This window comes from Aeromonas aquatica (assembly GCF_000764655.1).
GTDB classification, from domain to species: Bacteria; Pseudomonadota; Gammaproteobacteria; order Enterobacterales; family Aeromonadaceae; genus Aeromonas; species Aeromonas aquatica.
This window is the reverse complement of the sequence record NZ_JRGL01000007.1, coordinates 15,023-35,060: the sequence shown is the minus strand read 5'-3', so window position 1 is coordinate 35,060 and position 20,038 is coordinate 15,023. Positions and strand designations below refer to the sequence as shown.

The 20,038-nt window shown below is 61.5% G+C and carries 25 protein-coding genes; 6 read left to right on the top strand and 19 right to left on the bottom strand.

Annotation, left to right across the window (positions count from 1 at the left end):
- Positions 1-181: 181 nt before the first annotated feature.
- From LG30_RS0100795 to LG30_RS0100760, 8 genes are all read right to left on the bottom strand, one after another.
- Entirely contained in the window at positions 182-1,033 is an 852-nt protein-coding gene (locus LG30_RS0100795) for a TIGR03899 family protein (RefSeq protein ID WP_033128803.1), read from the bottom strand.
- 171 nt (positions 1,034-1,204) lie between these two features.
- Complete coding sequence (locus LG30_RS0100790) at positions 1,205-1,675, bottom strand: DUF3299 domain-containing protein (RefSeq protein WP_378051619.1); 471 nt, start codon at positions 1,673-1,675, stop codon at positions 1,205-1,207.
- A 23-nt stretch (positions 1,676-1,698) separates the two neighbouring features.
- Positions 1,699-2,946 (bottom strand): ABC transporter permease, encoded by a 1,248-nt coding sequence (locus LG30_RS0100785; protein ID WP_033128802.1) that lies wholly within the window; start codon positions 2,944-2,946, stop codon positions 1,699-1,701.
- A 79-nt stretch (positions 2,947-3,025) separates the two neighbouring features.
- A complete protein-coding gene (locus LG30_RS0100780; RefSeq protein ID WP_033128801.1) occupies positions 3,026-3,712 on the bottom strand; it encodes an ABC transporter ATP-binding protein in 687 nt (228 codons plus the stop codon).
- A 4-nt stretch (positions 3,713-3,716) separates the two neighbouring features.
- Positions 3,717-4,292, bottom strand: a complete 576-nt coding sequence (locus LG30_RS0100775) for a DUF2796 domain-containing protein (RefSeq protein ID WP_033128800.1) — start codon at positions 4,290-4,292, stop codon at positions 3,717-3,719.
- A gap of 40 nt (positions 4,293-4,332) precedes the next feature.
- The gene (locus LG30_RS0100770) at positions 4,333-4,623 is read right to left on the bottom strand and encodes a hypothetical protein (RefSeq protein WP_033128799.1); all 291 of its coding nucleotides are present in this window, start codon (positions 4,621-4,623) and stop codon (positions 4,333-4,335) included.
- A 44-nt stretch (positions 4,624-4,667) separates the two neighbouring features.
- Positions 4,668-5,210: a YtfJ family protein gene (locus tag LG30_RS0100765; protein ID WP_033128798.1), complete on the bottom strand. Its 543-nt coding sequence runs from the start codon at positions 5,208-5,210 to the stop codon at positions 4,668-4,670.
- A 221-nt stretch (positions 5,211-5,431) separates the two neighbouring features.
- Positions 5,432-6,307 carry a hypothetical protein gene (locus LG30_RS0100760; RefSeq protein ID WP_033128797.1) on the bottom strand — a complete coding sequence of 292 codons (876 nt, stop codon included), beginning with the start codon at positions 6,305-6,307 and terminating at the stop codon, positions 5,432-5,434.
- Positions 6,308-6,447: 140 nt separating this feature from the next.
- Between LG30_RS0100760 and LG30_RS0100755 the strand changes: the two genes are divergently transcribed.
- A complete protein-coding gene (locus LG30_RS0100755; RefSeq protein ID WP_033128796.1) occupies positions 6,448-6,783 on the top strand; it encodes a hypothetical protein in 336 nt (111 codons plus the stop codon).
- 25 nt (positions 6,784-6,808) lie between these two features.
- Here LG30_RS0100755 and ppa read toward each other — a convergent pair whose 3' ends face one another.
- Positions 6,809-7,342 (bottom strand): inorganic diphosphatase, encoded by a 534-nt coding sequence (gene ppa / locus LG30_RS0100750; RefSeq protein ID WP_033128795.1) that lies wholly within the window; start codon positions 7,340-7,342, stop codon positions 6,809-6,811.
- A gap of 178 nt (positions 7,343-7,520) precedes the next feature.
- On the opposite strand from ppa, the gene mpl reads away from it, so the two are divergent.
- Positions 7,521-8,888 carry a UDP-N-acetylmuramate:L-alanyl-gamma-D-glutamyl-meso-diaminopimelate ligase gene (mpl, locus tag LG30_RS0100745; RefSeq protein ID WP_033128794.1) on the top strand — a complete coding sequence of 456 codons (1,368 nt, stop codon included), beginning with the start codon at positions 7,521-7,523 and terminating at the stop codon, positions 8,886-8,888.
- A gap of 1 nt (position 8,889) precedes the next feature.
- Positions 8,890-9,501 (top strand): flavin prenyltransferase UbiX, encoded by a 612-nt coding sequence (locus LG30_RS0100740; protein ID WP_033128793.1) that lies wholly within the window; start codon positions 8,890-8,892, stop codon positions 9,499-9,501.
- Between the two features lie 75 nt (positions 9,502-9,576).
- On the opposite strand, the gene LG30_RS0100735 is transcribed toward LG30_RS0100740, so the two are convergent.
- A complete protein-coding gene (locus tag LG30_RS0100735; protein ID WP_033128792.1) occupies positions 9,577-10,191 on the bottom strand; it encodes a TetR/AcrR family transcriptional regulator in 615 nt (204 codons plus the stop codon).
- 201 nt (positions 10,192-10,392) lie between these two features.
- Here LG30_RS0100735 and hpt point away from each other — a divergent pair, with 201 nt between their 5' ends.
- The 3 genes from hpt to LG30_RS0100720 all read left to right on the top strand — a co-directional run bounded on the left by hpt (position 10,393) and on the right by LG30_RS0100720 (position 12,774).
- A complete protein-coding gene (gene hpt, locus LG30_RS0100730; RefSeq protein WP_033128791.1) occupies positions 10,393-10,923 on the top strand; it encodes a hypoxanthine phosphoribosyltransferase in 531 nt (176 codons plus the stop codon).
- 113 nt (positions 10,924-11,036) lie between these two features.
- Complete coding sequence (locus tag LG30_RS0100725; protein ID WP_033128790.1) at positions 11,037-11,954, top strand: ABC transporter ATP-binding protein; 918 nt, start codon at positions 11,037-11,039, stop codon at positions 11,952-11,954.
- Positions 11,955-12,000: 46 nt separating this feature from the next.
- A complete protein-coding gene (locus LG30_RS0100720; RefSeq protein WP_033128789.1) occupies positions 12,001-12,774 on the top strand; it encodes an ABC transporter permease in 774 nt (257 codons plus the stop codon).
- 59 nt (positions 12,775-12,833) lie between these two features.
- Here LG30_RS0100720 and LG30_RS0100715 read toward each other — a convergent pair whose 3' ends face one another.
- From LG30_RS0100715 to thpR, 9 genes are all read right to left on the bottom strand, one after another.
- Complete coding sequence (locus tag LG30_RS0100715; protein WP_033128788.1) at positions 12,834-13,181, bottom strand: putative quinol monooxygenase; 348 nt, start codon at positions 13,179-13,181, stop codon at positions 12,834-12,836.
- Between the two features lie 23 nt (positions 13,182-13,204).
- Positions 13,205-14,059, bottom strand: coding sequence for a pantoate--beta-alanine ligase (gene panC / locus LG30_RS0100710; protein ID WP_033128787.1), 855 nt, complete (start codon positions 14,057-14,059; stop codon positions 13,205-13,207).
- Positions 14,060-14,159: 100 nt separating this feature from the next.
- Positions 14,160-14,954, bottom strand: a complete 795-nt coding sequence (panB, locus tag LG30_RS0100705) for a 3-methyl-2-oxobutanoate hydroxymethyltransferase (protein ID WP_033128786.1) — start codon at positions 14,952-14,954, stop codon at positions 14,160-14,162.
- 18 nt (positions 14,955-14,972) lie between these two features.
- Positions 14,973-15,470, bottom strand: a complete 498-nt coding sequence (gene folK, locus LG30_RS0100700) for a 2-amino-4-hydroxy-6-hydroxymethyldihydropteridine diphosphokinase (RefSeq protein ID WP_033128785.1) — start codon at positions 15,468-15,470, stop codon at positions 14,973-14,975.
- A gap of 7 nt (positions 15,471-15,477) precedes the next feature.
- Positions 15,478-16,953 (bottom strand): polynucleotide adenylyltransferase PcnB, encoded by a 1,476-nt coding sequence (gene pcnB / locus LG30_RS0100695; RefSeq protein ID WP_052100803.1) that lies wholly within the window; start codon positions 16,951-16,953, stop codon positions 15,478-15,480.
- A 99-nt stretch (positions 16,954-17,052) separates the two neighbouring features.
- Positions 17,053-17,955, bottom strand: coding sequence for a tRNA glutamyl-Q(34) synthetase GluQRS (gene gluQRS, locus LG30_RS0100690; protein WP_033128784.1), 903 nt, complete (start codon positions 17,953-17,955; stop codon positions 17,053-17,055).
- A gap of 116 nt (positions 17,956-18,071) precedes the next feature.
- Entirely contained in the window at positions 18,072-18,521 is a 450-nt protein-coding gene (dksA, locus tag LG30_RS0100685) for an RNA polymerase-binding protein DksA (RefSeq protein ID WP_005329052.1), read from the bottom strand.
- Between the two features lie 119 nt (positions 18,522-18,640).
- Positions 18,641-19,384, bottom strand: coding sequence for a DNA/RNA nuclease SfsA (sfsA, locus tag LG30_RS0100680; protein WP_033128783.1), 744 nt, complete (start codon positions 19,382-19,384; stop codon positions 18,641-18,643).
- The gene (gene thpR, locus LG30_RS0100675) at positions 19,381-19,932 is read right to left on the bottom strand and encodes an RNA 2',3'-cyclic phosphodiesterase (protein WP_033128782.1); all 552 of its coding nucleotides are present in this window, start codon (positions 19,930-19,932) and stop codon (positions 19,381-19,383) included. Before thpR ends, sfsA begins: the two co-directional genes overlap by 4 nt.
- Between the last annotated feature and the right edge of the window lie 106 nt (positions 19,933-20,038).

Here is a 20,038-nt window from a genome sequence, read left to right as displayed (position 1 = left end):
CAAATAATGGGCTTGATGGGGGTTATTCGAAGAAAATTTGTCGGTGGAGGAGGGCGACAGGGCAGGGGATTGATGGGTTGCTGAATCGATTCGCTTTTTGGGAGCCGTTTTGGGAATAAAACCCCCGGTTTCGCAATTTGGCAAGCCGTGAAGCGGGAGCCCAGACGGGCTCCCGGCCGATTCAGGCGGGGATCTCCGGCGTGCTGGTGGGGGGGGCTGTCAGGGTTTCGATCTGCAGGTTGGTCGAGAGCAGGGTCTTCAAGTCCTGCAGGTACTCCTCCAGGGGCGGTTCATCCAGCAGCAGGGCGAGTTCGTTGCCGACCGGGGTGAGGCGGTAATAGAGCAGGGTCAGGCCGTTCTGACGCTGACGCAGTCGCCAATGCTGGTTACCGAAGGCGAGCTCCACCCCGTCTGCCGGCAGCGGCCCGGATTCCAGCTCCCCCCGGTGCAGCAGGCCCAGATCGAACAGCAACAGCAGGGCGCTGTAGGGCACCCGATATTTGCCAAGCCCCATGCGGGTGACCCTGGCGCGGCTGAGCAAGCTGGCGCCCTTGTGCATGCCGAGCAGCAGGCGCTGCTCGTCGCTGCCCTCGTAGTGGCAGCAGAGGGCGCAGATGCGCTGGAACAGCTGGGCCTCGCGCTGGGTCATCTCCTTGAGGGTGCTGAGGGCCCGGATGGAGAAGCGACCGGGGGTCGCCACTTCCAGCGCAAAGATCCGCCCCCAAAGCTGCTGCATGGGCACCATGCTGATCTCCTCGGCCAGCTGCAGGAAGCGGGTCAGCCAGTCGCTGTCCATCTCACCGCCGGCGGCCGTCTCCTCGCAGTGGCGCGCCGCCATCACCATGATGGATTCCAGGTTGCGCTGACGGGAGGCCTGATCCGCCAGCTGGCGGAAGGTGGCGCGCTGCTCGAAGGTGCTGTCGCTGTTGCGGGTCAGCATGCCATCGATGTTGCGGCTGCGGGCCAGGCGCAGGGTCTGCTCCTGGCTGCTCAGAATGGAACTCTCTTTCTTGGGGGGCGGAAGATCGGCCATGCTGGCTCCGTGATGGCAGGGGTGGATCAGGCTGGTATTCAATGTTACCCCAAGCAGCCAAACGAGCAATCCCTCAGGCGGTGCTGGGCCCCCGATGTGCAGGCCGTATAACAAAATGACCTCCCAAGGGAGGCCATTTTGATTGCGTATCAAGGCAATAGACGCAGCGGCTTACTCCTCGTAGACGCTGACCTCGGTCGCCTCCATGGAGTAGGAGGCGGTGGCCATCTCGTGGCTGGAACTGATGGTGCGCATCTTGCCCTTCACCCAGATGGCGTCCCAGAGATCATCCACCGGTGCGCCCTTGGGGTAGCTCACATAGATCACCTGGTTGGTGGGGGGCGGCGGCACATGGATGCAGGCGCCGAAGTAGGGCACCAGCAGGAAGGCGGTGATCTTCTTGGCATCCCCCTCCAGCGGCACCACGAAGCCCGGGATGCGCAGATCCTGGTTGTCCAGCTTCTTGTTGACCCCGCCGACCGGCTGCGGCACCGAGGCCAGGTTGCCGTCGTGGCTGACCTGGGGCGGCGGTAGCAGCTTTTCACCCTCTGGAATGAGTACATCCCAGTCGATTGTCTTGTAATCCACAGCATGGGCAGGCAATGCCAACACACCCAGCAGCAGCGCCAGCATTCTCCACATCGTCATCTTTCCTTTGATCATTGTCATATCCGGATACTCATGCCATCGCTCAGGCTGTAGCGATACGCGCGGGCGGCGGGCAGCAGCCCTATCACCATGCCCGCCAGCCACACCAGTCCCAGCAGTTGCCATTCATAGGCGCTCGGCAGGCCGAGGCCGAGTTGCAGGCCATAGTGGCTGAGCAGCCAGGGGGTGGCAAGCCCTTGTCCGAGGTAGAGCACCCCGACCCCGAGGGCGATGCCGAGGGTGGTGAGGGCCATGGCCTCCAGCGCCAGCAGCAGGAACAGGTGGGACGGGCCGGCGCCGAGGGAGCGCAAGATGGCGAGCTCACGGCGCCGCTCGTTGAGCCCCGCCAGCAGGGTGGTCAGCATGCCGATGAGGCCCGCCACCACCACGAAGCCGGCGATGACGGTGAGCGCCGTTTCCATCACGCTCATCATGCCCCACAGCTCCTGCAAGGCGGCTCCCGGCAAGATGGCCATCAGGGGTTCACCCGTGTAGGTGTTGATGCCGCGCTGCAGCTGGAACGCCAGGATCCGGTTGCTCAGGCCCACCATAAAGGCGGTGATGGTCTTGGGGGTGAGATCCTGGGCCAGCGCCTGCTCGGCGGTGACGTTCTTGCTGTGGCGGCCGGTGTCCCAGCCGAGGTGGATGGCTTCGATACCGGCCAGCGGCACGTGCACGGTGCGATCGACCGGGGTGCCGGTCGGCGCCAGTATCCCCACCACCTTGAACGGCAGGTTGTCGTGCTGGCTGAAGGAGGTGTTGCCGGCGCCGTGGGCGATGACGATGGACTGATCCAGCTTGTAGCCGAGCTTCTCGGCCACCTGGGCGCCGAGCACCGCCTCGAACGGCGTCTCGAACGGGCGCCCCTCCCGCATCTGCAACGACTGTTGCTGGCCGTACTTCAGGTGAGTGAAGTAGTCGCCATTGGTGCCGAGCACCCGGAAGCCCTTGTGAGAATCCCCGAGGGAGAGGGGAATGGTCCAGGCGATACCGGGACGCTGCTTGATGGCCTGATAGGTGTCCCAGCCCACGTTGTTGGTGGGGTTGCCGATGCGAAACACCGAGTAGAGCAAGAGGTTCACCTGGCCGGATCGGGCGCCGACGATGAGATCGGTGCCGGAGACGGTGTTGGCGAAGCTCTCGCGCGCCTCGGTGCGCACCCGCTCCACCCCGAGCAGCAGGGTGACGCTGATGGCCACGGCCAAGAGGGTGAGCCCGGCGGTGAGGCGGCGGGCCCAGAGACTTTGCAGGGCGAGTTTCAGCATGGCGACCTCCGCATCCTGGATGGCTGGCAGCCTGCCTGTGCGGGCGCGCGTGGGCAGAGGTTCTGGTTAGCAGATCTCATCATGCCGCCCTCCGGTTGAGCTGTTGCAGGTTTTCCACCCGGGGGAAGAGGGGCTCGAGATAGGGGTCGTGACTGACGAAGATGAGGGTCGAGCCCCGTTTGTCGCACTCCTCGAACAACAGCTTGATGAAGGCGGCCCTGTTGTCGGTATCGAGCGCCGAGGTGGGCTCGTCGGCGATCACCAGGGGCGGCGAGCCGATCAGCGCCCGGGCTGCGGCGACCCGCTGCTGTTGGCCGATGCTCAAGGCATGGACCGGCCTGTGCAGCGCCTCATCCGGCAACTGCAACTCTCCCAGCAGGCGACGGGCTTCCTGTTCTGGACTGCCGCGCAGGCGGGATCGTTTCTGTGGGGAGAAGCTGAGCGCCGTAGTGACATTATCCAGCACGGATAAAAAAGGCAGCAGATTGAACTGCTGGAAGATGTAACCCAGATTGGCCGCCCGGAAGTGATCACGGGCACGGCCGGAGAGCTGGGCCAGGGGTTGGCCCAGCACCTCCAGGGTGCCGTGGTTGGCGGTCTGGATCCCGGCAAGCAGCCCGAGCAGGGTCGACTTGCCGGAGCCCGAAGGCCCCTTGATAAACACCCGCTCCCCTTGCGCGATACGCAGGGCGGGCAGATCGAGTACAGCCTCGCCACCTGGCCAGGCGAAGGCCAGATCGCGGATCTCAACCACGGCGTTGTTCATGGGATCACCAGCTCAGCTTGTAGGCGGACGGGGTCAGCTCGGCCGCGGTCTGGCCGGTGGGCAGGATGCCCTGCACGCTCAGCTTCTCCAGGCTCGGGTAGACGGTAAAGAGGGTGGCCTCCAGCCCGGTCAGCTTGGCCGGGGCCGCGCAGGTGTAGGTGTACATGGCGCCCATATCGGCGTGGCCGTCTTCGTGGTGGTGCTCATCCTTGGCGCCGTCAGCCTTGTCATGGTCGTGATCATGGTCATGATCGTCCTTGGGGGCATTGAGCTCCTGCTGGGTCAGGGTGCAACCGGCGGCGGGATCGAGGCGGAACAGGGCATCCGGCTGCTTGAGCTGGGTCATTGCCTTGGCATATTGCGCCTTCTCCGCATCGTTCTTGGCGGCGTGTTCGAAGCCCACCAGATCGGCGGCGGGGGCCTGCAGCTCGATCATCAGCTGGTTGCCATCGAGCACCAGATTGAGGTGGCCGTGACCATGCTCGTGGGCACCGTGACCGTGACCGTGACTCTCGTGTTCATCGTGATTCGCTTGTGCGCCAAAGGCGGCGGCCGCCAGCAACAGGGTGACTGCTTTCATCGTGATTCCTTTTAAAACCATTGATCGTTAAGGGAAATGTTTAAATGGTGAAACGCTGAAGCAGGGGAGGGGCACGGATGCTGTAGTGAGGGGTATCCAGACTCGAGATGCGGGTGATCTCGGTGGAGAGGGGTTGGTAGGCGACAAAGGGGTGGGCTGGGGCAAGGGAGTTGGGGGTCAGGGCCAACTTGCCATCCAGGTGGAGGGCGCAGATGAGGCAATGGTGGCTGTGATCGGGCAGATCAGCTTCCAGCGGATGCTGTGCCAGTGCCGGTTGCAACCACAACCAGCCCAGCAGCAGCAACCAGATTTTCAGCTTGGTACGACCCATAGACCCTTTTGGAAAGGGCGCCATCAGCGCCCCTTCTCTCTGATTCAGAGATGGGACTTGATGAGCCCCATCACCTTGGTGATGTCGGTGGCATCGAGCTGGCCATCTTTGGCGAACAGCACCTTGCCTTCTTTATCCAGCAGTACGATGGCCGAACTCTCCGGCGCGAGCGCCCAGGCGTTACGGGCCATGCCCTTGGCATCCAGTATCAGCGCGGACCAGGGGAACTCTTTCTTGGTGTCTTCGGCACTGCTCTTCACGAAGCCGGAGGTTCCCCAGATGGCGTCATTGCTGTTGATGATGGTGACCGTCTGGTACTGATCGTGGGGCAGTTTGGCCGCCTTGATCGCCTCGATCATGGGGGCATTGAGCTCCTTGGCACTGGAGCGACCCGCGATGTGCTGGATCAGAAATACCTTGCCGGTCAGCACCTGGCTCTGCCATGGCTGGTAGCTGATCTCTTTGTCCTTCAGCACCAGCTCACCCTTGTCACTGATATTGACCAGCGGCACTTGGGCGGATTCCTTGATGTTGTGGGCCATGACCAAGCTTGGCAGCAGCGCCAGGGTAAGTACGAGATGTTTCATCCTGATGACACTCCTTTGTTATGTTATAACGATTTTATGATTGAGGGAATGGGGTAGTACTCATCCTAAACTGATCGGATGTGTTTAAAAAGTGTTAAATGAAGTCGCAAATGATCAGGCGATGCTTCGTGTCAACGCAGAACGCTGGCTGGCGAGGGCGGCTAGAATGGCATGCAGCAGTTAATAATCAACCCGTTATTAACTGGTTTGAGGAGTCAAAGTCAGTAGAGCGGCTCGCTGACCAGCGGGATCTGGGCCATGGTCATCTGCTGGGCCAGCAGGGGGGAGCCGGTCAGCAAGACGTGGCGCTGATTGTCGATCACCACGGTATCCCCCTTCAGTCCGCTGTCGGCCGTGATGGCGAGCCAGGCTGGGGAGACGCTGCCGATGCTGATGTTCGGGTAGATGATGCTGAGCATATATTGCGGCGCCAGCTCGGCCAGGAGGCTGGCCATCAGCAGCGCCTTCTCGTCGCTGTCGGCCTTGTTGTCCTGCAGCGCCTGCAAGGGCGGGGCGAAGTGGTCCATCTGTTCCGGTGGGGTGGGGATGGCGTTCAACCACTCCTGCAGCAGGTTGATGCTGGTGGCCAGATCCTTGGCCGAGAACTGCTGGGCAAGCGGCTTCAGATCCCCCTTGAATTGATAGAATAACTGGGAATAATTGGGTCTCACACAGGGCAGTTTACGATTGGCCGGATGAACGCAGGGCAGCACCCGCATCTGGTAGAAGGCATCTTCCTGATACTGCTGATAGGCCTGCCAGAACTGGGTCGACTCCAGGCTGTCGTCGTGCAGGGTAAACGCCTGCTCCAGGTTGCGGAATTTGGTGGCGGTTTCGGGGCTGCTCTGATTGATCTGGTTGATGCTGCTGTAAAGCCGCGGGCTGATGTAGGAGTAGAGCGTCTCCAGCGGAAAGTTGAGGGAGGTGTCGATCAGCGTCATCTCGTGACGACTGGCGGAGATGACGCGCTCATCCGTGCTTAGCTGCAGGTGTTTCTGCTGGCCGTCGGCAGACTGCCATTGCCAGCTGAAGTTGACCTCGTGGGCGGCGGCTGAGCCAAGTGCCAGACTCCACAGCAGAGCTTGTGCCAGTTTCATGATGCTGCATCCTGCGCCGGGTAATACTAAACAACTAGGTTAGGCGGCAGAATTTGGATTGTTCCAATTGCACATAAGTTGGTAATGATTTGATAAGGCTTTAAATTTAATTTTGAAAATAAGTCACACGGGGAACCACCATGAAAGCTGTCGCCACCTTCTTTCTGCTATTGCTCTCGTTGCCGGCGGCAGCGGGTCAGGTTTTCGTCAATCAGGGCATGTCCACGGCCGACACCTTTGCCCTGCGGGATCAGCTGGCGCGGGAACATGAATGGCAGGAGTGGCTGCGTTTCCAGCAGGCGGTCAAGTGGCTGGAGGTGTTGCCGGTCAACTGCGATCTGGTGGGGGGAGCGGGTGGGGATTACCGCTGTGGTGACAGCTACTATCGCCCCTATCGGCAGAATGGGCGCGACCTCTATATCCAGGGTGATCCGCCGGGCTCACGTTCGCAAAGTCACATAAAAAAGGCGCCATGAGGCGCCTTTTTTGCGAGGGATACGCTTACTTGGCGGCAGCGTAACGCTCGGCGGAGGTGACGATCTCGGCTTCGGCGGCAGCCTTGTCGCCCCAACCTTCAACCTTGACCCACTTACCTGCTTCCAGCTCTTTGTAGCGCTCGAAGAAGTGCTGGATCTGGGCTTTCAGCAGCTCGGGCAGATCGTTCACATCCTTGATGTGATCGTATTGCTTGGTCAGCTTGGAGTGCGGCACGGCCACGATCTTGGCATCTTCGCCAGACTCGTCGGTCATCTTCAGCACGCCGACCGGGCGGCAGCGAATGACGGAGCCAGCCAGCAGCGGATAAGGAGTCGGTACCAGCACGTCGACCGGATCCCCATCCAGAGACAGGGTGGCGTTCACGTAGCCGTAGTTGCACGGGTAGAACATGGGGGTGGACATGAAGCGGTCAACGAAGATGGCACCGCTGTCCTTGTCGACTTCGTATTTGATCGGATCGGCATTCTGCGGGATCTCGATGATGACGTAGATGTCGTCGGGCAGGCTCTTGCCAGCCGGTACCAGGTTCAGGCTCATGACGTTTCCTTTGAGTGTTTGAGTCAAGTTTGCAGGCCGATATTATAGCGATGTCGCATCAAATGACCATATTTCAAGGGCAGTGCGACAGAGTTGGCTGCAGCCGGTCAGCTTGGGTCTGCCAAATTGGCGCCATCTTGCTAGAATGCTCGCTCTCTCTACAGGAACGGGAAGCGGTATGCATATTCACATCCTCGGTATCTGCGGCACCTTCATGGGCGGCGTCGCCGTGCTGGCCAAGCAGCTGGGTTATAGAGTCACGGGCTCCGATGCCAACGTCTATCCCCCCATGAGCACCCAGCTCGAGCAGCAGGGCATCGAGTTGACCGAAGGCTATGACCCGTCCCAGCTCGATCCGGCGCCGGATCTGGTGGTGGTCGGCAACGCCATGAGCCGTGGCAACCCTTGCGTGGAATATGTGCTGGATCGCAACCTGCCTTATATCTCGGGCCCGCAGTGGCTGCTCGAGCATGTGCTGAAAGATCGCTGGGTGCTGGCCGTGGCGGGCACCCATGGCAAGACCACCACCGCCAGCATGCTGGCCTGGGTGCTGGAGTACGCCAAGCTGGAGCCCGGTTTCCTCATCGGTGGCGTGCCGGGCACTTTCCCGGTTTCCGCCCGCCTGGGGGACGCCCCCTTCTTCGTCATCGAGGCGGACGAGTATGACTGCGCCTTCTTCGACAAGCGCTCCAAATTCGTGCACTACCATCCGCGCACCCTGATCATGAACAACCTGGAATTCGACCACGCGGACATCTTCCCGGATCTCGCCGCCATCCAGCGCCAGTTCCACCACCTGATGCGCACCGTGCCGAGCAATGGCCGGGTGCTGTTCCCCCAAGCCGATCACAACCTCAGGGTCGTGCGCGAGATGGGCTGCTGGAGCGAGGTGGAGCTGGTGGGTCAGGACGACGCCAAGTGGAAGGCGGTCAAGCTGGCGGACGACGGCTCCGCCTTCGAGGTGTGGCTGGACGGCGCCAAGCAGGGCGAGGTGCACTGGGAGTGCATCGGCGAACACAACGTCAGCAATGGCCTGATGGCCATCGCCGCCGCCCGTCATGCCGGTGTCATGGTGGAGCACGGGATCAAAGCTCTGTGCCAGTTCAAGTCGCCGAAACGGCGGATGGAGCTCAAGGGTGAGGTGGCGGGGATCAGCGTCTATGACGACTTCGCCCACCACCCGACCGCCATCGACACCACACTGGGTGGCCTGCGTGCCAAGGTGGGCAAGGCCCGCATCCTGGCAGTGCTGGAACCACGCTCCAACACCATGAAGCTCGGGGTGCACAAGCAGGAGCTGGCCGCCTGCTTCGACGGCGCCGACGAGGTGTTCTTCTTCCAGCCGTCCAACATCGGCTGGGATCTGGGGGAGGTCACTGCCCACATGCGCCGTCCGGCGACCGTGTTCGGCGAGCTGGATGCCCTGATCGAGCGGCTGGTGGCCGAGAGCCGTCCGGGCGATCATATTCTGATCATGAGCAACGGCGGTTTTGGCGGCATTCACGACAAGCTGCTTGCCCGCCTCCAGCAAAAGATCGCGAACTAGCATGGATAAACAGATCACTCTGGCGCTGACGGGCGCCTCCGGCGCTCCTTATGCCCTGCGGCTGCTCCAATGTCTGGTACAAGCCGATTATCGGGTCTATCTGCTGGCCTCCTCGGCCGCCCGGGTGGTGCTCAAGACCGAGCAGCGGGTGGATTGGCCGGGGTCACCCAAGGAGCTGTCCGCCTACCTCTGTCGCCAATATGGCGCAAAAGAAGGGCAGATAGTGGCCTGCGGCAAGGAGGAGTGGTTCTCGCCGGTGGCCTCGGGCTCGGCGGCGCCGAAACAGATGGTGGTCTGCCCCTGCTCCATGGGCACCGTCTCCGCCATTGCCAACGGCGCCTCCGACAACTTGCTGGAGCGGGCGGCGGATGTGGTGATCAAGGAGCGCGGCCAGCTCATCCTGATGCCACGGGAGAGCCCCTTCTCCGCCATCCATCTGGAGAACATGCTGAAACTGGCGCGGCTAGGGGTGACCATCATGCCGGCGGCGCCTGGTTTTTATCACGAGCCCAAGAGCATCGAGGATCTGGTGGACTTCATGGTGGCGCGGATCCTCGACCATCTGGGGATAAAGCAGGATCTGACCCAACGCTGGGGTTATGCCCAGCCCTGAGCCGGGTAGAGGGCAGACAAACAAAAGCGGCGCCGACCTGAACAGTCCGGCGCCGCTTTTTATTGGCGAGGCGGGTTATGCAGCCTGAATGGGGGCCGTCACATATTTGAACAGAAAATCGGTCACCTCTTCCCGGGACGGGCGTTGAGGTTGATTGATCATCTGCATCATGACATAGCCAAACCCGGTCAGGGAGCGGGCCAGATCCTGCGCCGACAGCACGCTCTGGATCTCGCCACTGTCCATGGCGGCTTGCAGGTGGGGCGCGATGCGTTCCAGCGCCTTGTCCAGCAAGCGGGTATAGCGAGGCCATACCTCTTCGCGTACCGATGAGCTCCACTCCAGCCAGATACTGGCGTGATCTGGCTGATCATAGGCCGCATCGACAAACAGTTTCACGTGGCGGTGGATGCTGTCCCTGACTGGACCCTGGCCACTGTATGCCTGCTCGAGGATCTGTTGCACAAAGCCTTCGATCTCGGCCAGTACTTCATCGACCAGTTCTTCACGGGTGTTGAAGTAGTTGAACACGGTCGCGACCGATACCTTGGCCTGCTCGGCAATCTCGGCATGCCCCGCACGGCCGATGCCGCGACGGGAGAACACCTCGATGGCACATTCCATCAATTGATCACGGCGAGCCTCCGGCGAGAGCCGGGTCCGACGTCTTATTTCTGCGCGTGGTTCCATAGTTTTTTCATCTAATAGTTATTGATTATGGTGTTTATAGTATTGTCACCGATAATGCCAAAAGGCTCGCTAACTCTATCAATTAAAATAAGCCGATAAAAGCATCACGTATGCCTGACGCCCTCCGGTTGGAATGGTAGAATCTTCGGTTTTGATGTTAATGAACGGCCAATAACCCTTTGGCCATTAATGGAGTATGTGATGAAACACATTGTCGAGGTGATGATCTCCGAGGCCGACGTGGCCGCCCGGATCGCCAAACTGGGTGAAGAGATCACCGCCCGTTATCAGGGTTCGGATGAAGTGGTCATGATCGGCCTCTTGCGCGGCTCCTGCGTCTTCCTGGCCGATCTGTGCCGTCAGACCCAGCTGCCCGTCACCCTGGATTTTATGACCGCCTCCAGCTATGGCTCCGGTATGCACAGCACCCGTGACGTGCGCATCCTCAAAGATCTGGATGATGACATCAAGGGCAAGGATATCGTGATCGTCGAAGACATCATCGATACCGGTTACACCCTCAACAAGGTGCGCGAGATCCTCTCCCTGCGTGAACCCAAGTCCCTGGCCATCTGCACCCTGCTGGACAAACCGTCCCGCCGTGAAGTACAGGTGCCGATAGACTGGGTAGGCTTCGCCATTCCGGATGAATTCGTGGTGGGTTGTGGTATCGACTACGCCCAGAAATATCGTAACCTGCCGTTCATCGGCAAGGTTGTTCCGCAAGAATAAGCAAGGCTCGGAAGTGGCAAAGGCAGTATGGTGGTCCGCCATCACTGTCAGCAGGCGGCCTTGGCCGCCTTTTCTGTCTCGAGATGGGCGCATCATCCATCACAGGGGTTGCAATGAACGCATTGGAAATCACCGGCCTGAAAAAGACCTATCAGGGGGGCGTCGAAGCCCTTAAGGGCATAGATCTTACCGTCAAGCAGGGGGATTTCTTCGCCCTGCTCGGTCCGAACGGGGCGGGCAAGTCCACCACCATCGGCATCATCAGCTCACTGGTGAACAAGAGCGCCGGCAAGGTGAAGGTGTTCGGCTACGACATCGATGGCCAGCTGGAGCAGGCCAAGGCCCAGCTCGGCCTGGTGCCCCAGGAATTCAACTTCAGCATGTTCGAGAAGGTGAGCCAGATCATCACTCACCAGGCCGGCTTCTACGGCGTGCCGAGCGGCGAGGCCAAGGTGCGCGCCGAAAAGTACTTGCGCCAGCTCGATCTGTGGGACAAGCGCGACATGCCGGCCCGCACCCTGTCCGGTGGCATGAAGCGCAGGCTGATGATAGCCCGTGCCCTGATGCATGAACCCAAGCTGCTGATCCTGGATGAACCGACTGCGGGGGTGGACATCGAGATCCGCCGCTCCATGTGGCAGTTCCTGCAACAGCTCAACGAGCAGGGCGTCACCATCATACTCACCACCCACTATCTGGAAGAGGCGGAGATGCTGTGCCGCAATATCGGCATCATCGACAAGGGCCGCCTCATCGAGAACACCAGCATGAAGAACCTGCTGGGCAAGCTGGGGCGGGAGACCTTCATGCTGGACCTGGCCCCGGGATCGGCCATGCCGAACGTGCCTGAATTCCAGGGCCGCATGCAGGATGAACGTACCCTGGAGGTGGAGCTGGACAAGAGCCAGTCCCTCAACAGCCTGTTCGAACAGCTCTCGGCCCAGGGGGTGCAGGTGCAGAGCATGCGCAACAAGGCCAACCGGCTGGAAGAGCTGTTCGTCAATCTGGTGGAAGAGGGCCGCAAGGCATGAAGACCAACCCTAATTGCATCACCCTGGTGGAAGAGAGTCACAGCGCATGAACGCCAACACCTATTACATCGCCTTCAAGAGCATCCTGACCAAGGAAGTGGTCCGCTTCACCCGGATCTGGCTGCAGACCCTGGTGCCACCGGCCATCACCATGAGCCTCTACTTCGTCATCTTCGGCAACCTTATCGGGTCGCGTATCGGTGACATGGGGGGCTTCAGCTACATGGAGTTCATCGTGCCCGGCCTCATCATGATGTCGGTCATCACCAACGCCTACTCCAACGTCGCCTCCTCCTTCTTCAGCGCCAAGTTCCAGCGCAACGTGGAGGAGCTGCTGGTGGCGCCGGTGCCGAACTACGTCATCATCGCCGGCTATGTAGGCGGCGGCGTGGCCCGTGGACTCTGCGTTGGCCTCATCGTCACCCTGGTGTCGCTGTTCTTCGTGCCGCTGCAGATCCACCATTTGTTCAGCGTCTGCTTCACCGTACTGCTGACCGCCATCCTGTTCTCCCTGGCAGGGCTCATCAATGCGGTGTTCGCCAAGACCTTCGACGACATCAGCATCATCCCGACCTTCGTGTTGACGCCGCTCACCTACCTTGGCGGGGTCTTCTACTCCATCAGCCTGTTGCCCCCCTTCTGGCAGGGGGTCTCCCAGGTGAACCCCATCATCTACATGGTGAACGCGTTCCGTTACGGCTTCCTTGGCATCTCGGACGTGCCGCTCGGCACCGCCTACCTCATCATCATCGGCTTCATCGTGGTGTTCTACGCCCTGGCCTGGTGGCTCATCTCCCGTGGCACCGGCCTGCGGCACTGAGTATTCGAACCATGAAAAAGGCGCCTACGGGCGCCTTTTGTTTTGTGGACGTAATGGAGTCAGAGGACGGGGGCGTCGTAGGCTTCGGGCTCGTCGCTGTAAACGCAGACGTTCCATTTGGCCGCCAGGCCGTCATCGGCGAGGCAGTAACGCTCGAAGAAGGCCTTGATCTCGGCCCGCTGACAGTGGGCCTCGAAGCTCGCCATGTCGCGCCAGACCTCGTTGAACACGATGGGGAAGCTATCCCCTTCGGCGAAGGGGCTCGGGATGCGGCGGGTGACTATGTATTGCTGGCAGCCATCCTCGCGCAGGGTGTTGGGCTCCAGTCCCTGCAACACCTGGAACAGCGCCTGCTCCTGACCGGCCTTGGGCTGGAACTGGGCGATGCAATAAACCTTCTTGGACATCTCTTTCTCCTTGTCGGGACCTGTCAGGCCCCGAGCGTGACCACACAATTGTCGATGAGGCGGGCCTTGCCCAGATAGGCGGCCATCAGGATCACCAGCCGCTCGCTGGCCTCGGTGGCGGATTCGAGCGTATCGGCATCGACGATGTCGATGGCGTCGGTCCTGAAGCCGGCGTTATCGAGGCGCTGACTGGCCTGGGCCACCAGGGAGGGCAGGTGGTGATCCCCGGCCTCAATCTGCTCGGCTATCCAGTTCATGGTGCGTGCGAGCTCGGGGGCCAGCGCCCGCTCGCTCTCGGTGAGGTAGCCGTTGCGCGAGGAGAGCGCCAGCCCGTCCTCGGCCCGCACGGTCGGCACGCCGACGATCTGGACCGGCATGGCCATGTCGGCCACCATCTTGCGGATCAGCGCCAACTGCTGGTAATCCTTCTGACCGAAGCAGGCCACGTCCGGCTGCACCAGATTGAACAGCTTGGTGACGACGGTGCTGACGCCGCGGAAATGGCCGGGGCGCAGCGCGCCCTCCAGCAGGCCGGAGAGGCCGGGCACCTCCACGAAGGTCTGGCTTGCCAGCCCATGGGGGTACATCAGCTCCGGGGTCGGGGTGAACACCAGATCCACCCCGGCGGCGCGCAGGGCGGCGCAGTCCTGTTCCAGGGTGCGCGGGTAGTTGGTGAGATCCTCGGCCTTGTCGAACTGCAGGGGGTTGACGAAGATGCTGACGACCACCTTCTCACCGTGGCTGCGGGCCTCGTTGACCAGGGTCAGGTGGCCCTGATGAAGATTGCCCATGGTGGGCACGAATGCGATGGCACGGCCTTCGCGACGCCATTGATTGATCTGCTCACGCAGCGCGACGGGATTATTAACGACCAACATCAAGAGTTCACCTTCAGATACTTCAAAGAGAGACAAAATCGACCAGTTAAGAATGACGAAGCGGGGGCCTATGCCCCCGCTATTGCCCTGAGGCGTGCAATCAGTTGAAGCAGTGTTCGGGGCCGGGGAAGGTGCCCTCGCTGACCTGCTTCACATAGAGGCGGATGGCGGCATGCATGTCACCGGTCTCGGCCAGGAAGTTCTTGGTGAACTTGGGCACATAGCCGGAGGTGATGCCGAAGGCATCGTGCATGACCAGGATCTGGCCATCGGTGGCGGGGCCGGCCCCTATACCGATCACCGGGATGCGCAGCGCCTTGGTGATGCGATCGGCCAGGGCAACTGGCACGCATTCGAGCACCAGCAGCTGGATACCGGCAGCTTGCAGCTCGAGCGCATGGCGATACATTTCCTGGGCCTGGAACTCGTCGCGACCCTGGATCTTGAAGCCACCAAACACGTGCACGGATTGCGGTGTCAGGCCGAGGTGACCGCAGACCGGCACGCCGTTACGCGTCAGGTGGCGGATGCTGTCACACAGCCAGTCGCCCCCTTCCATCTTCACCATGCGGGCACCGGCGGCCATCAGGCGGGCGGCATTCTGGTAGGTCTGCTCGGGGGTGGCGTAGCTCATGAACGGCATGTCGCTGACCACCAGCGCCTTGCTGGTGCCACGCACCACGCAGCGCGTGTGGTAGACCATCTCATCCATGTTGACGCCCAGGGTGTCTTCACCTCCCTGCAGCACCATGCCGAGGGAATCACCGATGAGCAGCACCTGAGCGCCTTCGTCGTCGAACAGCTTGGCGAAGCTGGCATCATAGGCGGTGATGGCGGTGATTTTTTGCCCGTCCTGCTTCATTTTCAACAGGCTGGTGGTGGTTATCTTGCTCATAACGTTGCTCCTACTCCTCTACTCACCCGTGGCGCAGGCAAGGATCGCGAGACCATTGCGCGGGCAGCGGGCAACCAGTTCGGTGAGTGGGGTGCCGCAGGGCAGCACCAGGGCGGGTGCGAGCTCGGCAAGGGGGAGCAGGACAAACTCCCGCTCCTTCATGCCGTAGTGGGGAACGGTCAGGCGTTCATGCTGGATGACTTGCTCGCCGTACAGCAGCAGATCCAGATCCAGGGTTCTTGGCCCCCAACGCTCGTCCTTGCGCACACGTCCCTGTTCCAACTCGATTTTCTGCAGTTGATCCAGCAAGGCGAGGGGGCCGAGCCGGGTATGAAGTCGCACCACGGCATTGACGTAGTCCGGCTGGTCCGCAGGGCCCATGGGGCGGCTGCCGTAAAGTTGCGAGGCCTGTTGCAGCTCGGATTCCGGCAGCATCGCCAGGGCAGCGATGGCACGCCGGGCCTGGGCAATGGGATTGCCCAGGTTGGAGCCGATGGCAACGAAGGCCTCGATCATCAGAGTATCACTCGGCCGCTTTCGGTTTGCGGCGGCGGGGGCGACGGCGATTGCGGCTGTTGGTGCCACGTTTCTCACCGTCCCCGCTGTGCGGCTCAGCCGCCGGGGCGCGTTCACCGCTCGCCGGGCGACGGGTCGCTTCCCGTTGCAGCTGCGGGCGCACATCCGGATTGGAGGCCACGTAGCGCTCCCACCAGCTGGCAAGCTCGCCGAGGCCCCGTTCGACCCGGTTGCGCAGCAACAGGAAGTCAAAGGCCGCACGGAACTTCGGATGCTCCATGGCGCGCTCGGGGTGACGACCCTGGCGACGGGTCAGTCGCTGTTGCAGCGCCCAGATGTCCCGCACGTCCGTGGTGAAGCGGCGCGGCACGGCGATGATCCGTACCTGGGCGTCCAGCACCTCGTTGATGGCCAGCATGAAGGCATCGTGCCAAGGCAGGCCGCTCTCGTTTTCCAGCACTCGGGCACGGGCCTCGACGGCGCCCCACAGCAGGGTGGCGTAGAGGAAGGCCGGGTTGACCCGCTTGTCTTCACGGACCCGGTTGTCGGTGTCCATCAGCGCCTGCTCGATGAACTGCTCGAACGGCGAGCTGCCGTGCGGGGTGAGCAGGGCGGCGACCTGCGGGAACAGCGGCTGGAACAGCCCGTATTCCCTCAGCAGTTTGTAGGTCGCGAGGCCATCGCCGGCCAGGAACAGCTTGAGGGTCTCCTCAAACAGGCGCGCGGCCGGGATGTCCTGCAGCAGCGGCGCCAGCTCCTTGATGGGGGCGGCGGTGCGCGGGCTGATGGTCATGTCCAGCTTGGCGGCGAAGCGCACGGCACGCAGCATCCGCACAGGATCTTCCCGGTAGCGTGTCTCGGGGTCACCGATCAGCTCCAGCTTGCGCTGGGCGAGATCCTCGATGCCACCCTCGAAGTCGTGCAGGGTGAAGTCCTTGGCACTGTAGTAGAGGGCGTTGACGGTGAAGTCGCGGCGCTCGGCATCTTCTTCGATGGTGCCGTAGACGTTGTCACGCAGCAGCATGCCTTCATCAGACTGGGCCGACACGTGCTTGCTGGTATTGACCTGATGGTGGTGACCACGGAAGGTAGCCACTTCGATCACGTCACGACCAAAGACGATGTGGGCCAGGCGGAAACGACGGCCGATCAGGCGGCAGTTGCTGAACAACGCCTTGATCTGCTCCGGCGTGGCATCGGTGGCGATGTCGAAATCCTTTGGCGTTCTCCCGAGCAGAATATCCCGGACGCCACCACCCACCAGGTAGGCTTCGTAGCCCCCCTTGTTCAGGCGGTAGAGCACCTTGAGCGCATTCTCGCTGATCTCTTTGCGCGAGATGGGGTGCTGGTCACGGCTCAAGGTTCGGCGTTGACCGGCGACACGGGCTGGAATGGGAGACTCCATCGACTGCTCGCCGTCTTCCTTGCCGAGCACCTTGCGGCAAAAGTTTGCGATCTGGGAAAAAATGGTACACCTCTTCATGACTTCAAATTGACGGGAGGCCAAAAAATAGCGGCCTATCATAGCTCAGCCCTGACCAAATGAGAAACGGTGTGGTCTGCTCACTTGGTTTGGGCCTGCTTATCGGGATCCCATGACGATCTTTTGCTGGCGAGGGACTTGTGCCAGCCGCCAGTGGGCGATAGCCCAGGCGATGATCTCATCGACCTCGCCTTCTCTGAGTTCTGGCGGAGGACGTTGACCGAGAAACGCGAGCGCCTGCCACAGGGCCGGCCTGACGTCATCCAGCGCCAGTGCCGGCGCATGGTTCTGCTTGGACAGCTTGTTGCCATCGGCCAGCACCGCCAGCGGCAGGTGCACCCAGCCGGGCACCGTGGCTCCCAGGGTCTGGTAGAGCGCAATCTGGCGCACCGTGGGTTCCAGCAGATCGGCGCCGCGCACTATCTCGGTGATACCGCTGTCCATGTCATCCACCACCACCGCCAGGTTATAGGCGTAGAGCCCGTCCCGGCGGCGGACGATGAAGTCTTCCTCCGCGAGCCCGGCGGACACGATTATCTCGCCTTGCAGCCCATCGTCGAAGCGGTAGACGGGATGAGGCTGGCGCAGTCGGGCGGCGCAGTCTTGTGGGCTCAGCCCCAGCTCACGGCAGTGGCCGTAATACAGGCCGCCGCTGGCCATGATCTCGCGCCGGGTGCAGCGGCACCAGTAGAGCGCCCCTACCTGGTAGAGTTGCTCGATGATCTCGTCATAACGGGCGTGGCGTCGGCTCTGGAACATCGGCTCCCCATCCCAGTGCAGGCCGTGAGCCTCCAGGGTCTGGAGGATGAGGCTGCTGGCTCCCGCCATCTCTCGCGGCGGATCTATGTCTTCGATCCGCACCAGCCAGCGCCCTTGTTGCGATCTGGCCTGCAGGAAGCTGCCAAGGGCCGCCACCAGGGAGCCAAAGTGAAGCGGACCCGAGGGGGAGGGGGCGAAGCGGCCTATATAAGGACGAGGCTGGGAAGGGGGAACTGGGTTCACGGGCGTGGCGATTCGGGCAAGGGGTACATTGAGGCAGCATTTTGGGACGCTGCGGCCAAAAGCTCAATAAAAAAGGGAGCTCGCAGGCCCCCTTTTGTGCATCTGGACGGTCGGCATCAGCCAGCCATCTGCTTTTCCTTGATCTCGGCCAGCGTCTTGCAGTCGACACAGAGGTCTGCAGTCGGACGGGCCTCGAGACGACGAATGCCGATTTCGATACCGCAGTGTTCGCAGTAACCAAAGTCGTCTTCTTCGAGCAGCAGCAAGGTCTTCTCGATCTTCTTGATCAGCTTGCGTTCGCGGTCGCGGGTCCGCAGTTCGAGAGCAAACTCTTCTTCCTGCGCAGCGCGATCGACTGGATCCGGGAAATTGGCAGCCTCATCCTTCATATGGTCAACGGTGCGGTCAACTTCCTGCATCAGTTGGTTGCGCCAGGCTCCCAGGATCTTGCGAAAATGTACCTTCTGTTGGTCATTCATGTACTCCTCACCGGCTTTGACCTGGTAAGGCTCTACACCCGCAATGGCCAGGGGGCCCAGAGATTTCCTGTTTTCGCCTGTTGGCATGCCCTGTCTCCTAATTCAGCACGCTACCCGTGCCATCCGTAAATTGAGGGCCGTATCTATAGCAGAAGGGTTAACCGGAGGCAAACAAGCCTTGCCAATTATGTTACCCACTCCAGTATTTATTCGCAGCCCTCGGGTCGCAGGTGGTCAGATTCAAATGGAATAAAACTCTGGGCCACCATGCCCTGCACCCCAACATGGGGGCGATAGCATAAAATTTCAACCCCTGCCGCCATTGCCTGCTCAACAAGCAGACTATAGTGCGGATCTATATGGGCTGCAGGACGCATCCGCTCAATCCCCGAGTGCAACACCATGAACAACAGCACGGCTCTGTGACCGGCCGCCTTCATGGCCATTAATTCACGCAAGTGCTTGGCGCCACGGCTGGTGACCGCATCGGGGAAGTAGCCCATGCCGGCCTGTTCCCGCTCATCCAGCAAGGTGACGGACTTCACCTCTATGTAACAGCGGGGCTTGTCATCGTCTTCCAGCAGCAGATCGATGCGGCTGTTCTCCTCGCCATATTTCACCTCGGTGCGCAGCCTGGCATAGCCCGTCAGCGGGGCGAGCAGCCCCTGTTCTATCAGCTCCCTGGCGATTTGATTCGCGCGCGCCGTGTTGACGCAGATGAAGTGCCCCGCCGGGCTCTCGGCGATCTCCCAACTGTGGGCCAGCTTGCGTTTGGGATTGCTTGATGTGGAGTACCAGACCCGGGTGCCTGGCAGGGCGCAGCCGGTCATGGCACCTGTGTTGGCGCAGTGGATGGTGATCTGCTCGCCGCTGTCGAGCAGGACGTCGGTCAGGAAGCGCTTGTAGCGGGCGATCAGTTGCCCGGACTGCAGGGGAGGATCGAAGATCATCGGCTTAGCTCCTCACTCTGCTGTGCTTTGTCTTTGGCGCGGGCCCGCAGCGGCCAGCAGGCCAGCGGCTCGTATTGCACTCCGTCCGGCGTGCTGGCGGATCGATAGAGGCAGAAGCGATCGGCGTGCAGCATGAAATCCGGTGCTGGCAGCTCGGCCGGGGCTTCGGCGGCCTTGCGCGACAGGGTGACGTGGGGGCGATAGCCCTGCTCGCCGTTGCCAAGTCCCAGCTTCTCGCCGTGGCGACGCAGCGCCCTGGCCAGCACGTTCAGCTCGTTCGGCCACTCGCTGGGCCCCACCCAGGCGGCCTTGGCGCGATTGAACCAGCCGGTCTGATCGAGCCGGACACTGAATGGCGGGCAGTGTTGCAGTTCGGCGGCCGCCATCAGCTGGACCAGGGTGGTCTCGTCGGCCTCCCCGAGAAAGGCCAGGGTCAGATGCAGGTTGATCTCCGGCACCGGCTGACCGGGCCAGGGACACCGCTCACGCCACGCGATCAGGGTGGGAGCCAGCTCGTGCAGAGGCAGGGCAAAGAAGAGTTTGGGCATGCGAGTCGTCGGTCCTCGTGGGCACAGTGGAATGGCCCATTCTATGGCAGCGAGCCGGCCCCTGTCTCGCCATCGCTGCCCGGCAATCCCTGGCTTATGGTGGCAA

Excerpts from the sequence above, each read along its gene's own strand:
- LG30_RS0100795 (WP_033128803.1), bottom strand. The coding sequence starts at position 1,033 with ATGGCCGATCTTCCGCCCCCCAAGAAAGAGAGTTCCATTCTGAGCAGC.
- LG30_RS0100790 (WP_378051619.1), bottom strand. The coding sequence starts at position 1,675 with ATGTGGAGAATGCTGGCGCTGCTGCTGGGTGTGTTGGCATTGCCTGCC.
- LG30_RS0100785 (WP_033128802.1), bottom strand. The coding sequence starts at position 2,946 with ATGCTGAAACTCGCCCTGCAAAGTCTCTGGGCCCGCCGCCTCACCGCC.
- LG30_RS0100780 (WP_033128801.1), bottom strand. The coding sequence starts at position 3,712 with ATGAACAACGCCGTGGTTGAGATCCGCGATCTGGCCTTCGCCTGGCCA.
- LG30_RS0100775 (WP_033128800.1), bottom strand. The coding sequence starts at position 4,292 with ATGAAAGCAGTCACCCTGTTGCTGGCGGCCGCCGCCTTTGGCGCACAA.
- LG30_RS0100770 (WP_033128799.1), bottom strand. The coding sequence starts at position 4,623 with ATGGGTCGTACCAAGCTGAAAATCTGGTTGCTGCTGCTGGGCTGGTTG.
- LG30_RS0100765 (WP_033128798.1), bottom strand. The coding sequence starts at position 5,210 with ATGAAACATCTCGTACTTACCCTGGCGCTGCTGCCAAGCTTGGTCATG.
- LG30_RS0100760 (WP_033128797.1), bottom strand. The coding sequence starts at position 6,307 with ATGAAACTGGCACAAGCTCTGCTGTGGAGTCTGGCACTTGGCTCAGCC.
- LG30_RS0100755 (WP_033128796.1), top strand. The coding sequence starts at position 6,448 with ATGAAAGCTGTCGCCACCTTCTTTCTGCTATTGCTCTCGTTGCCGGCG.
- ppa (WP_033128795.1), bottom strand. The coding sequence starts at position 7,342 with ATGAGCCTGAACCTGGTACCGGCTGGCAAGAGCCTGCCCGACGACATC.
- mpl (WP_033128794.1), top strand. The coding sequence starts at position 7,521 with ATGCATATTCACATCCTCGGTATCTGCGGCACCTTCATGGGCGGCGTC.
- LG30_RS0100740 (WP_033128793.1), top strand. The coding sequence starts at position 8,890 with ATGGATAAACAGATCACTCTGGCGCTGACGGGCGCCTCCGGCGCTCCT.
- LG30_RS0100735 (WP_033128792.1), bottom strand. The coding sequence starts at position 10,191 with ATGGAACCACGCGCAGAAATAAGACGTCGGACCCGGCTCTCGCCGGAG.
- hpt (WP_033128791.1), top strand. The coding sequence starts at position 10,393 with ATGAAACACATTGTCGAGGTGATGATCTCCGAGGCCGACGTGGCCGCC.
- LG30_RS0100725 (WP_033128790.1), top strand. The coding sequence starts at position 11,037 with ATGAACGCATTGGAAATCACCGGCCTGAAAAAGACCTATCAGGGGGGC.
- LG30_RS0100720 (WP_033128789.1), top strand. The coding sequence starts at position 12,001 with ATGAACGCCAACACCTATTACATCGCCTTCAAGAGCATCCTGACCAAG.
- LG30_RS0100715 (WP_033128788.1), bottom strand. The coding sequence starts at position 13,181 with ATGTCCAAGAAGGTTTATTGCATCGCCCAGTTCCAGCCCAAGGCCGGT.
- panC (WP_033128787.1), bottom strand. The coding sequence starts at position 14,059 with ATGTTGGTCGTTAATAATCCCGTCGCGCTGCGTGAGCAGATCAATCAA.
- panB (WP_033128786.1), bottom strand. The coding sequence starts at position 14,954 with ATGAGCAAGATAACCACCACCAGCCTGTTGAAAATGAAGCAGGACGGG.
- folK (WP_033128785.1), bottom strand. The coding sequence starts at position 15,470 with ATGATCGAGGCCTTCGTTGCCATCGGCTCCAACCTGGGCAATCCCATT.
- pcnB (WP_052100803.1), bottom strand. The coding sequence starts at position 16,953 with ATGAAGAGGTGTACCATTTTTTCCCAGATCGCAAACTTTTGCCGCAAG.
- dksA (WP_005329052.1), bottom strand. The coding sequence starts at position 18,521 with ATGCCAACAGGCGAAAACAGGAAATCTCTGGGCCCCCTGGCCATTGCG.
- sfsA (WP_033128783.1), bottom strand. The coding sequence starts at position 19,384 with ATGATCTTCGATCCTCCCCTGCAGTCCGGGCAACTGATCGCCCGCTAC.
- thpR (WP_033128782.1), bottom strand. The coding sequence starts at position 19,932 with ATGCCCAAACTCTTCTTTGCCCTGCCTCTGCACGAGCTGGCTCCCACC.